At 69.1% G+C, this 12,990-nt stretch carries 6 protein-coding genes; all 6 read left to right on the top strand.

The features are described 5' to 3' along the window. Positions 1–24: 24 nt before the first annotated feature. On the top strand, positions 25–585 hold the full coding sequence (locus tag AC5RV2_RS04145; protein ID WP_494091302.1) for a PH domain-containing protein: 561 nt from the start codon (positions 25–27) through the stop codon (positions 583–585). A gap of 309 nt (positions 586–894) precedes the next feature. Beyond that, positions 895–1,977 (top strand): adenylate/guanylate cyclase domain-containing protein, encoded by a 1,083-nt coding sequence (locus tag AC5RV2_RS04140; RefSeq protein WP_494068290.1) that lies wholly within the window; start codon positions 895–897, stop codon positions 1,975–1,977. A 270-nt stretch (positions 1,978–2,247) separates the two neighbouring features. Then, positions 2,248–8,409 (top strand): Ig-like domain-containing protein, encoded by a 6,162-nt coding sequence (locus AC5RV2_RS04135; protein ID WP_494091301.1) that lies wholly within the window; start codon positions 2,248–2,250, stop codon positions 8,407–8,409. A gap of 103 nt (positions 8,410–8,512) precedes the next feature. Continuing rightward, a complete protein-coding gene (locus AC5RV2_RS04130; protein ID WP_494091300.1) occupies positions 8,513–9,484 on the top strand; it encodes an AAA family ATPase in 972 nt (323 codons plus the stop codon). A 39-nt stretch (positions 9,485–9,523) separates the two neighbouring features. Beyond that, entirely contained in the window at positions 9,524–10,876 is a 1,353-nt protein-coding gene (locus tag AC5RV2_RS04125; protein WP_494091299.1) for a DUF58 domain-containing protein, read from the top strand. Further along, the coding region (locus AC5RV2_RS04120) for a transglutaminase-like domain-containing protein (protein WP_494091298.1) at positions 10,873–12,990 on the top strand (2,118 nt) is incomplete at its 3' end. The genes AC5RV2_RS04125 and AC5RV2_RS04120, both read left to right, overlap by 4 nt.

Below are 12,990 nucleotides of genomic sequence, written 5' to 3'. Positions count from 1 at the left end.
GCCCTGCCGGACCCGGGAGCCGCGTTGCGGCTGAAACTGGATCCGGGGGAGCGCGTGATCGTGGCGACCCGGCCGCAGGCACGGAAGCTTTCCTGGCCGGTGGCGGCGGCGCTGCTGGTGCTGGGGGCCGGCTCCTACCTGCTGGGTAACCTGAGCCGTCCCGGCCCGCCGGACTGGGTGGTCGAGTCGCGCCCCTTGCTGCTCGCCGGACTGGCCGTGATGGTGGCGGCGCTGCTGTCGCGACTGTTCCTCTTGCCGCTGCTGCGCTGGATGAGTACGCGGTATGTGCTGACCAGCCGGCGGCTCATCATCCGCCAGGGCGTCGGGCGGCGGCATGAACGCCAGCTGCTGCTGGTGGCCATCGCCGAAATCCGCAGCGAGCAGTCCATCATCCAGCGCACCCTGCGCAGCGGCAATCTCACGGTCGATCTGGGGCACGGGCGGACCAGCACGCTGGTTGACGTACCGGAGGTCCACCGGTTCAGATCGTTGGTGGTGGAGGCCATTGAGGAGCTGCCACGCACCGCCATGTTTGATGGTGTAGACATGGAAACGGAAACAGAGTGGAACAGCTGGGACAGCTGACAGGGAGGAAAGCACAGGATGGACATCAGCAGCGGGCAGGATGAACCGCGCCGGCCACCGGTTCCGCGTGATCCCGAGCTGCCCCAGCTGCTGCGCCGAGAAGTGCCGCCGCCGCCCGCGGACGAACCGGACGAAGGGCTGGAGGAAACCCGCCCGGAGGACCCGGAACCTGTGCTGGAGCCCGAGCCGGCACCGGACGGGCATCAGGCCACCGGCGGCCACCCGGCGGGGGAGCCCGGGTCGGCACCGGACGGGCATCAGGCCCCCGGCGGCCACCCGGCGGGAGAGCCCGAGCCGCTGACCTTGTCCATGCCCCGGGTGCCGCTGCCCACCCCCGCGCCGGTCGCCGAGTCCAACGGAAAGGTGGACCGGCAGGCCATCAAGGATCTCGAGATCCGGCTGCTGGGTTCCGAACGGACCATGAAGCGCCGTGAAGTGGCTGCCGGTGCAGGAGTGTCGCTGCTGTCGGCCCGTAAAATCTGGCGTGCCCTGGGGTTCGCCAACCTCGGGGACGAGGACCTCGCCTTCACCCAGGCCGACCTGGAGGCTTTGACCACCATCATCGACCTGGTCCGCGAGGAGCGGCTGACCGAAGAAGCGGCCATCTCGATCACCCGGTCGGTCGGCCAGATGACGGACCGGATGGTGGTCTGGCAGGTGGAAGCGCTGGTGGAGGAGATGGTGCACCAGCGGGGGCTCACTGATGCCCAGGCCCGCCAGCGGCTGGTCCATGAGCTGCCGAACCTGATCGACTCCCTGGAAAAGCTGCTGCTCTACTCCTACCGGCGACAGCTCAACGCCGGGGTTGCCCGCCTGACCGTGCGGGCCGAGGCCTCCCTCGGTGCCGGCGCCGGGGCAGGTGGCGACGCCGATTCGCTGCCCCTGCTGCGGGCGGTGGGTTTCGCGGACCTGGTGTCCTACACGAGCCTGTCCCGCCAGATGAACGAGAAGACCCTCGCCCAGCTGGTCCAGCGCTTCGAAAACCGCTGTGCCGAGATCATCTCCGTGGGCGGCGGGCGCTTGGTGAAGACGATCGGCGACGAAGTCCTCTACATCGCGCCTTCCCCGCAGGCCGGGGCCGAGATTTCGCTGGCGCTGGCGAAGGCCATCGGCGACGACGACCTGCTGCCGTCGGCGCGGGTGGCCATGGTGTGGGGCAGGGTCCTTTCCCGGCTCGGCGACATCTACGGCCCCACCGTGAACCTCGCCGCCCGTTTGACCACGCTCGCGGAGCCCGGCACCGTCCTGGTCGATGCGTCCACCGCGTCCACGCTCGCCGGGGATGAGAGATTCGTGTTGATCCCGCAGAAGGTGCGCACCGTCCGTGGATTTGGCGAGGTCAACCCGGTCACCGTTGCCCACGGCACCGGCCAGGGGCTGGTCGTCGACTAGGTCCGGGCCCGCCGGACGGTACCGCACCGGGGCCGTCGGCGCCCGGGCCGGGCACCGCCGTCGTCGTTCCCGGGGTTAGGGCCGGCAGGCGAGTCCTCCCCATGCCCCGGGTTTACGCTCGGTGGTTATACGTGCAATAGTCGGTAAGGGCCCTTGGCGCACCAAGGGCCGTCTTTGGGTGCCTTATCGGCGTGTCCTTCCGGAATTCCCCGGGGCGCCGACGGGGAATCGGCGCGGGATCACAAAGGAATCAGGGCATTGCGGGGAAGAATGTTCGGGCGGACGCGGCGGCGCAAGACGCTGGCATCGACGACTACCTTCTCTGTGGCGACGGCGCTGGTGGTCGGCGGGGCCATCTACTACCAGGGGTTCCCCACCGCCGACGTGGAATTGAACGACGGCGGGGTGTGGGTCACCAACAACAGCCAGGGGATGGTTGGCCACCTCAACTACCAGTCCCAGGTGCTCGACGGCGGCTTCCGGGCCAACAGCGACGGCTTCGACGTCCTGCAGAACGCCGGCACGGTGTTCATGGAGAACCAGGACCAGTCGATGCTCAGCCCGGTGGACGTGGCGCAGATGGAGCGCGGATCCGAACAGCAGTTGCCCGGCACCGCCGAGGTGGCGTTCGGCAACACGCTGCTGTCCATCACCGACACGGCCAAGGGCCAGGTCTGGATCAGCCCGGCCGACGAGTTGGGGGCGTTCAATGAGGAAACGGCCGAGCCGCTGCTCACCGATGCCAAGGGCAGCGTGGCCACGGTATCGAGGCAGGACACCATCTTCGTGGCCGATCCGGCTGCCGGCGAGGTAACCCGCTTCGAAGTCAACGACGAAGGCGTGCCCGAACGCACCGGCGGGCACCGGGTGGAATCGCTGGCCACGGCCGGGGATCTGCAGATAGCCGCCGTGGGGGAAGAAGCGGTGGTCTTCGACGCCGAGTCGGGCCTGCTGGTTCTCCCCGGCGGCCGCGAGGTCACCGTGCCGGACGCCCGGGGCGGCGCGCTGCAGCTCAGCGGGGACGAGAGCCCGTTCGTGGCGGTGGCAACCGAATCGGCCCTGATCAAGCAGCCGCTGAATGGATCCGACGCAGCCACCGTGCCGCTGGAAGGCACCGGAACACCGGCCGCACCGGTCCAGCTCGCCGGATGCCTGCACGCGGCCTGGGCCGGCGTCAACCACTACCTGCGGGACTGCGGCGACGACGCCGATGATCTCGCGCAGCCGATCCTCGGGATCGGTTCGAACGCGTCGCTGGTCTTCCGGGTGAACCGGGACATCGTAGTCCTCAACGACGTGAACGCCGGAAACGTCTGGCTGGTGCTCGAAAACATGCAGCTGGTGGACAACTGGAGCGACCTGATCCCGCCGGAGCAGGAGAACGAAGAGGACGAAGAGGACTCGGCGGACGAGAACCCGGTCAACACGCTGCCCGACCGCACCGAGGAAAACCAGCCGCCGGTCGCCCAGGACGACACCTTCGGCGTCCGTGCCGGCCGCACCACCACGCTGACCATCCTGGACAATGACTCCGACCCCGACGGCGATGTGCTCACTGCCCGCGTGATTGGCGACGGCCCGGTCGTCGGCCAGGTGCAGGGCATCTACGACAGCACCGGACTGCAGATCGTGGTCAACGGGGACGCGGCACCCGGCCGGCACACCTTCAATTACGAGGTGGACGACGGCCGCGGCGGCACGGACACGGCGCGGGTAGCGATTGACGTGCGTGCCGAGGGCAGCAACCTGGCGCCGGAGGCGAAGCGGAAGACCACCATCCTGGTGGAACAGGGCCGCGAGATCAGCCAGAACATCCTCAGTGACTGGATCGACCCGGACGGGGACGACCTGTTCCTGGTCGGCGCCGACAACACCGCCGACGGAGACCTCGTGCGCACCCGGCCCGACGGGCTGCTGACCTTCCAGGACGTCGGGAAGACGTTCGGCAAGAAGGACGTCACGGTGCGGGTGTCCGATGGTTCCGAAACCACCGAGGGCGTGGTGGTGTTCGACGTCCGCCCGCCCGGCGCGCTGCCGCCCTTGGCCAACGCCGACCACTTTTCCGCAACCGTGGGCCAGGAAATCCAGATCGCGCCGCTGAAAAACGACCAGGATCCCAACGGCGGGGAACTCCGGCTGGCCAAGACCGGTTCCGCGGCGAACACCTCGATCGTGCCCGACTACGACGCCGGCACGGTCAAGTTCACGGCCGATGCCGCCGGCGCCCACTACTTCACCTACCTCGTCACCAACGGGCCCTCCAGCACCACCGGCCTGATCCGCATCGATGCCACCGAGGACGACGGCGGCGGCGCGCCGGTGGCCGTGCGGGACGTTGCGCTGCTGCCGGAGAACGGGCAGGTGCTGGTGGATGTGCTGGCCAATGACACCGATCCCGCCGGCGGGGTCCTGGTCGTTACCTCGGTGGACGCCGACGGTGCGCCCGTCGCCGTCGAGGTGCTGGACCACAACATCCTGCGCCTTTCCGACGTGAAGGGCCTGCACCAGCAGACAACCATCCGGTACACCGTGTCGAACGGCTTCGCCTCTGCCACGGGCGAGGTCAGCGTGATCTCCGTGGCCGGCCAGGACAAGCTGCTGCCGCCGCAGGCCGAGGCCGACACGGCCACCGTGCGGGCCGGCGACGTCGTGACCGTGGAGGTGCTGGCGAACGACACCGATCCGAACGGCGACACGCTGGAGCTGGTGGACGAGCTCGCCGAGACGCCGGACCCTGCCGACGGCCGCATCTTCACGGCCGAGAACACCGTGCGCTTCATCGCCGGGCAGCAGGCGAAAACGGTCTACGCGGTCTACGAGGTGAGTGACCCCACGGGACAGAGGGATTCGGCCCAGCTGAGGATCAACATCCTCCCGCGCGACGACGAGTCCAACTCCCAGCCCGCGCCCAAGAACCAGGAGGCCCGGGCCATCGCGGGGTCCACGGTGCGGATCCCCATCCCGCTGAACGGGATCGATCCCGACGGCGACTCGGTCTACCTGACGGGCATCGACAAGGCTCCCGCCCAGGGCGCGGCCGTCGCCGGGCCCAACTACATCGACTACACGGCATCGGCGCAGGGCGCGGGAACCGACACCTTCACCTACAAGGTCAGGGACCGGCTGGGCGCCGTCAACACGGCCACGGTCCTGGTGGGCATTGCCCCGGCGCCGGAGGGCAACCAGAACCCGGTGGCACTCGACGACGGGATCGAGATTCGGCCGGGCCGGACGGTGGCGGTCGATGTGCTTAAGAACGACTCGGATCCGGACGGCGACCCGCTCCAGCTGGACCCCAATAAGATCGTCGGCACGCCCGAGTCGATTGCGGCCAAGGCCGAAGACGGCCGCGTCTATCTGACAACCCCGGCCGAGGAAGGCACGGTCAACGCCCGGTATACCGTGGGCGACGGCCGCGGCGGCTCCGCCGTCGGGACCGTGACGGTCCAGGTGAGCGGGGACGCCCCGCTGCAGGCGCCGCTGGCCCGTGACGATCGTGTGGAATCGGCCGACATTAAGGGGCGCACCGCCGTCGACGTGCCGGTGCTGGAGAACGACGAGGACCCGGACGGCGTGGCCAAGGAGCTGGACGTCCTGGTCGACGGCGACTATCCGACCGCCCGGGCGGTCGCCGACGGCCAGGTCAACGTGGAGCTGACCGACGCGGTCCAGCTGATTCCCTACACCGTCCGGGACGTGGACGGGCTGCAGGCCACCGCGGTCATTTGGGTACCGCCGCTGGGCGAGCAGTATCCGGTGCTGCGGGACAACACCCCGCTGGACGTGACGGCCGGCGATGAACTGCAGCTGGACCTAACGGAACTGGTGGAAGTACGGCCCGGCCGCACCCCGCGGATCACGGTGGCCGAGCGCATCCGCGCGATCGGCACCAGCGACAATCAGTGGATGGCCGACGCGAGCACGCTGAGCTACAAGGCGGACCTCGACTACGCCGGCCGCGGCTCCATCACGTTCGAGGTGACCGACGGATCGGGCCCCGACGACCCCGAGGGGCTCAAGTCCACGCTCACCATCATGACGAAGGTGATCCCGGCCGCCGACCGGAACTTCCCGCCCGAACTGACTACAGGAACGCTCGACGTGGCCAAGGGCGAAGACGCCGTCAGCTACGACCTGCGCCCGCTGGCCACCGACCCGAACCCGGAGGACCTGGAGAAGCTGCAGTTCGCCGTCGAAGGCGGGACGCCGGAAGGATTCGACGTCAGCCTGGAGGGCAGCGTGCTGCGCGTGGCGGCCGATGCCGCGCTCCAGACCGGCGCGACCGGCGTGGTCAACTTCTCCGTCACCGACGGACGCTCCGATAAGGTGACCAGCCGGGTGAGTGTGCGGGCGACCGCCTCCACCCGCCCGCTGCCGGTCGCCAACGACGACGAGGTGCCGGACGCCGTGCAGGGCGAAGCGCTGCCGGTAGACGTGCTCGCCAACGACGTTAACCCGTTCCCGGAAACCCCGCTGAGGATCGTCAGCGCCGTCGCCGGCAACGGGGGCACCGCGGAGATCGACGGGGAGCGGATCATCGTGACGCCCGGCGCAGACTTTTCCGGCACCATGACCGTCGCATACACGGTGGAGGACAAGACCCGCGAGGGAAGCCGGCAGGCGACGGCGAACGTCTCGCTCGTCGTCAAGGGCCGGCCGGAGACGCCCGGCACGCCGCTGGTTGACTCGGTCCGCAACCAGACCGTGGTGCTGTCCTGGACGGCGCCCGGCGACAACGGCGCGCCGATCACCGGGTACACGGTGAACGCGGTCGGCGGGGGCTTCAGCCAGCAGTGCGCGACCACTACCTGCACCCTGACCGGCCTGCAGAACGACGTCGAATACACCTTTACGGTGACGGCGGAGAACAGCGTGGGCACGTCCGACCCGTCCGCGGAGTCGGCGGTGGCGCGGCCGGACGTCCGTCCGGCGACCCCGGCCGCTCCGCAGCTGAAGTTCGGCGACAAGTCACTGGACGTGAGCTGGACCGCCCCGGCCAACGAAGGCTCCGCCATCGAGAGCTACACCCTGGAGATTTCGCCGGCGCCGCCGAGCGGCCAGTTGCAGAAAAACGGCCTTTCCGGCACCAGCTACAGGTGGGAGGGGCTGGAGAACGGCCAGGCTTACGAGGTCCGGGTGCAGGCGCACAACCGCGCCCCGGAACCGAGCGACTTCAGCGCCTACTCCGCCGCGGAGGTGCCGGCCGGTCCGCCCGCTGCTCCCACCACTCCTGCCACCGAACGGGTGAAATCCGTGGGCGACCAGAGCCAGCTGAAGGTGAGCTGGGCCGCGCCGGCCAACAACGGCGGCGAGATTCTCGACTACACCGTGCGCGAATACCAGGGCGGAGGGCTGACCCGGACCTTCCCGGCGGTGAGCGCGACGTCCCAGACCGTGACCGCACCGAACTCGGAGACCGCCTACACCTACACCGTCACGGCCCGGAACAAGGCCGGGTCGGGCGAGGCCAGCCCGCAGTCCAACGCGCGGCGGGCGGTCGGCGCACCCGCTGCCCCGACCGGCGCCTCGCTGAGCGAAGCCGAGACCGGCGGTGCCGGACGCGCGGTGACGGTGTCCTTCAACGAACTGACCGCCGCGCAGCGCAACGGAGCCCAGGCCGGCGAAGTCAGTTACCGGGCCCATTTCAGTGATGGCCGGACCATGGCCATCACGAACGGCCAGAAGGTGGGCGGCTTCACAAACGGCAAGGCCGTGAACGTGCGCATCACGTCCGTTGCCAACAGCGACGGCGCGAGCTACTCCAGTGCACCCAGCGCGGCATCCAACAACGCGACTCCGTATGGGACGCCAGGGAAGCCGAGTGTCTGGGGACAAAACGGCGCGCCCGAACAAAAAAGCGTCACCTTCAGTTGGAGCCCCCCGGCCCTGAACAACCACGACGTATCCCAAATTCAGGTTCGCATCAACGGGCAGGGTAAATGGCAGGATGAAAGCCTGTCCGGCACCAGGACCGTGAACACCGAAGGATACAGCGAGAACGTGACGTTTGAAGTTCGTTCGGTTAACTCCCGTAGCCAAGCGGGAGATATCGCCGCGGCATCGGCAACCAGCGGTAATAAGCCGGCACCGAAAACATGGGACCTTATGGTCGGGGGGTCGGTGACTTCGCTGGACAACGGCTATCGCAGTTGCATGGAGAACCTCTCCTTGACGAGCAGGAACTTCAACGGTGGGAGCTGCAATGGCGAACACTGGGCCAACACTCACGGGGAAAAGAAGGACATGGACCGCACTGTGGTCACGGCCAAGTGCTACATAATCGCGAGCGACAAGACCAAGTGGTACCAGCAGGTCTATGCGACGCCGTCTCGGGCCCATAACAACGGTCTGGTGGTCAAGGGTATTCACGTCCAGTGGGGAGGCCGAGCGCTGGGCTCGACCCAGCCAGACGGTATGCCACCGTGCGGCTAACCCCTTCGCCAACGTGATGTGGGCAGGCTAGAGCAGTCCGCCCCTCCGTAAAGTAACCAAAGGTTTTAAAACCGATGCAACACGAAGAGAGACCGGGAACAGCATGACGATGACTTCCGAGCAGGCCGAGTGGTTCGCCGAGACGTTCGGGAAGCTGGCCGCCAATGTTGGCCAAGCCGTGCTTGGCAAAAACCAGGTGGTGCGGTTGGTGCTCACCGCGATGCTGGCCGAGGGCCACGTACTGCTGGAGGACGCCCCGGGGACCGGCAAGACGATGTTGGCCCGGTCGCTGGCCGCCACCGTGCAGGGCTCGAACTCGCGCATCCAGTTCACGCCGGACCTGCTGCCGTCGGACGTCACCGGCATCACGATCTACGACCAGAAGACGCAGAAGTTCGAGTTCCACAAGGGCCCGATCTTCGCCACCGTGGTGCTGGCGGACGAGATCAACCGCGCCTCGCCGAAGACGCAGTCGGCGCTGCTGGAAGTCATGGAAGAAGGCCGGGTGACGGTCGACGGCGTGACCTATGACGCCGGGCGCCCCTTCATGGTGATCGCCACGCAGAACCCGATCGAGCAGGCCGGTACGTACCGCCTCCCGGAAGCCCAGCTGGACCGCTTCCTGATCAAGACGTCGATCGGCTACCCGGACCGCGCGTCCACGGTGGAACTGCTGGCCGGAGCCGGCACCCGCGACCGGTCGGCGGCCCTGACGCCGATCATCACCCCGCAGGCCGTGCGGGACATGGCGGATCTCGGGGCCACCACCCACGTGGACCTGTCGGTACTGGAATACGTCTCCGCCTTGTGCGAGGAAACCCGCAACGCGGCCGAGTCGCGCCTCGGCGTGAGCGTCCGCGGCGCCTTGGCCATGGTCAGGGCGGCGAAGGTCTGGGCCGCCTCCCAGGGTCGGAACTTCGTGCTGCCGGACGACATCAAGGAACTGGCTCCGGTGGTCTGGAACCACCGGTTCGTGATGGACCCCGAGGCGAAGTTTGCCGGTGCCACCCCCGAGGCCGTGATGGCGCGCGTGCTGGCCGACGTGCCGGCGCCCCAGCAGCGGGTGACGGTCTAGGGCCGTGCCGACGGAAGACTTCCGGCCGGAAGCGGCGGCATGACCGAGACGACGACGAAGCGGGCCACCGAGCAGACGAAGCGGTTCGCCGGCCTCGGCGAAACCGTCCGACGGGTGGCTCCGGACGAAGGCAGCAAACTGCATCCGGCCTCGCTGGCCGCCCTGGCCGGTTCGCTGGCAGGGCAGTACGTGCGGCCGGGCTGGCAGCGGGTCCGGGGCGCCGCGGAGCGCTACCTGCGGCCAGTGCTGGAAACGGTGAGCCCGCTGGGCTGGGTGGTGGCCGGCGGCACGGTCCTGTTGCTGGTGCCCGGGATGGCCTTCGGCTGGCAGGAAGCCAAGATCGCGGCACTGACGGGACTGTTCCTGCTGTTGCTGGCGATAGGTTTTGTGTTGGGCCGTTCCTCGTATGGCGTGGAACTGGACCTGGCGCGCACCCGGGTCGCGGTCGGCGACCAGGCCGTGGGGAGCATAGCGGTGACGAACACCGCGGACAAACCCCTGCTGCCGGCCGCGCTGGAGCTGCCGGTCGGAGCGGCCACCGCGGTGTTCCAGCTGCCGCGCATGAAGGCCGGCCAAGTGCACGAGGACCTGTTCACCATCCCGACGCAGCGCCGCTCCGTCATCGTGGTGGGCCCGGTCCGTTCGGTGCGCCAGGATCCGCTGGGCCTGCTCCGCCGCCAGATGATGTGGACGGAACCGACCGACCTGTTCGTCCATCCGCGCACCACGGCGCTGGGCAGCTCGGCCGCCGGCTTCATCCGCGACCTCGAGGGCCTGCCCACCAAGGAACTGGCCAGCGCCGACGTCTCCTTCCACGCGCTGCGCGATTACGTCCCCGGCGACGACCGCCGCTACATCCACTGGAAGACCACCGCGCGCACCAACTCACTGATGGTGCGCCAGTTCGAGGAAACCCGGCGCGCGCATCTCGCCGTCGCGGTCTCCACGAACACCGAGGAATACGGCTCGGAGGAGGACTTCGAGCTGGCGGTTTCCGTCGGCGCCTCGATCGGCCTGCAGGCCATCCGCGAGGAGCGCAACCTGAGCGTCCTGACCCAGCGGGGCCCGCTGCGCAGCGAAACCGGCCGCATCCTGCTGGATGAAATGACCCGGATCGAGGGCAAGCCGCAGCGCTCCACCGCGGTGGAACTGGCCCGCAGTACCGCCGACGCGGTTCCGAATGCGTCCGTCATGTTCCTGGTCGTCGGTGATCACGTGTCCGCCACGCAGCTGCGCCAGGCATCGTCGGCCGTGCCGGCCGGCATCCGTGCGTTCGCCATCCGCTGCGGCGGCGGCCTCCACGTCGCCCGGGCGACCATCGGCGACCTGTCCGTGCTGTCCCTGTCCAGCCTGGACGACCTGGCCCTCGTGTTGCGGAAGGCCGCCGCATGAGCGGCAACGTTAACGCTCCGATTCCGGAGCAGCAGCCCGGCCGGGTGCGCCGCCGTGCCGCCGCAGCACAGCACGACGCCGGCCCTGCCGCCTCGCGGAAGCGGCGCCTGCCGGTCGGCGGGGGAATGTCGGCCCGGCTGCCGCGGCCCGCGGGACAGGTGGCGATCGACGCGGCTGTCCTGGTGGTGCTGCTGGGACTGGGGCTGGCCGGATTCCATCATGTTTTCGGCGGAAACGGCCGCTACCTGACCGCGGGTTTCGGCGGCATCGCCGTCGGCCTCCTGCTCTCGCTGGTCGGCGCCCGTTACCGGATGGGCCTGTTGTCCACGGCCACCGCGGGACTGGCAGCCTACCTGCTGCTCGGCAGCACCTTCGCCGCGCCCGGCGAAGCCATCGGCGGCGTCCTGCCGTCGCTGGACTCGCTGCGGACCGTGCTGACCGGCTTCGTTTTCGCGTGGAAGGACATCCTCACCGTCGCCCCGCCGGTCGGGATCTCGGGCGGGATGCTGGTGGTGCCGTTCCTGGGCGCCCTGGCCGCCGCCCTGCTGGCCGGCACGTTGGCGTGGCGCCTCCGCGGGCCGTACTGGCCGTTGCTGCCGGTACTGGGGTTCTTCCTGCTGGGCATCGCGTTCGGCACCGATGTCCCGGTGCTGCCGGTGCTGCGGGGCGTCCTGCTGGTCGCCGTGGCCGCAGCCTGGCTGGCGTGGCACCGCCACCTGGCCCGGGGGGATGCCGCTGCCGGTGTGGCCACCGCAACGCCGGCCGATCCCGCCGCACACCGGGCAGGGCTGCGGCGACGGCTCGGCCTGGGCGCGGGAATGCTGGCGTCGGCGGTGGCGCTCACGGCGCTGGCCGGCCCGGCACTCACGGCGCGGGGCGATCGCGAGGTGCTGCGCGACGTCGTCGTTCCCCCGGTCAATCTCTACGACTATCCGAGCCCGCTGATGGATTTCCGGAGCTACGTGAAGGACCGGGCCGAGGAGTCGCTCTTCACCGTCGCGGGGCTGCCCGAGGGCCAGCGGGTGCGGTTGGCGGCGCTGGATACCTTCGACGGCACGGTCTACAACGTCAACCCCGAAAGCGGGGGCAATTTCAAACCCGTCGGCGACGCCGGTTCGCTCGGCCCGGCGTCCGGCGGCACCGGGCGGCTCGACATCCGGATCGGGGACTACAGCGGCGTCTGGCTTCCCGCCGGCGGGCACATCGACGGGATGGCGTTCGAGGGGGAGCGGGCGAGCGAGCTGGGCGGCTCGCTGTTCTACAACGACGACTCCAAGACGGCGTTGACCACCCGGTACCTGCTGGCCGGAGACAGCTACTCGGTGGAGACCACGTTCCCCGGCCGACTGGAGGACGCCCAGCTGGCACAGTATGACTTCGCCTCCGTCCGGCTGCCGAAACCGGCCAGGGTGCCGGACATCGTCGCGGCCAAGGCGAACGAATTTGTCGGCGAAGCGACGGTGCCGATCGAACAGGTGCGCCAACTGGAACGGAACCTGCACGAGAACGGCTTCTTCAGCAACGGCAAGGAAGACGAAGCCCGCAGCCTCTCCGGCCACCATGCGGGGCGGATGATCCAGTTGCTGGATGCCGACCAGATGATTGGCGACGACGAGCAGTACGCCGTCGCCATGGCGTTGATGGCCCGGCACCTGGGCATCCCGGCCCGCGTGGTGATGGGCTTCTACCCGGATCCGAAGGAAGGCCGGACCGCCGGGGGAGCAGTTCAGATCAAGGGCGAAGACGTGCACGCCTGGGTGGAGGTGGCGTTTGAGCATGCCGGCTGGGTCGCCTTCGATCCGACGCCGGACGAGGACAACGAGCCGACGCCGCCGCAGCAGGAGCCGAAGTCGACGCCCAAGCCGCAGGTCCTGCAGCCGCCCCCTCCGCCGCAGGAACCGGCCGAACTGCCGCCGGACACCGCCCCGGAGCCGCAGGACGCCGAGCAGCAGGAGAAGTCGTTCTGGGAACTGTGGGGCTGGCTCTTCGCGGCCGTGGGCCTGGCCGCCCTTCCGCTGGCGGTGTTGCTGCTGCCGCTGTTGCTGATCGCCTGGCTGAAGCTGCGCCGGCGCAAGCGGCGGGCCAGCGAAGGCCTGCCGAGCCAACGGGTGGGC

This window comes from Arthrobacter sp. Y3225116 (assembly GCF_059091245.1).
The sequence above is the reverse complement of the archived record's forward strand: the minus strand, read 5'-3'. Positions and strand labels throughout refer to the sequence as shown.

What these genes read in the sequence shown, in the direction of transcription:
- AC5RV2_RS04140 (WP_494068290.1), top strand. Translation starts at nt 895, where the DNA reads ATGCCCCGGGTGCCGCTGCCCACCCCCGCGCCGGTCGCCGAGTCCAAC.
- AC5RV2_RS04135 (WP_494091301.1), top strand. Translation starts at nt 2,248, where the DNA reads ATGTTCGGGCGGACGCGGCGGCGCAAGACGCTGGCATCGACGACTACC.
- AC5RV2_RS04130 (WP_494091300.1), top strand. Translation starts at nt 8,513, where the DNA reads ATGACGATGACTTCCGAGCAGGCCGAGTGGTTCGCCGAGACGTTCGGG.
- AC5RV2_RS04125 (WP_494091299.1), top strand. Translation starts at nt 9,524, where the DNA reads ATGACCGAGACGACGACGAAGCGGGCCACCGAGCAGACGAAGCGGTTC.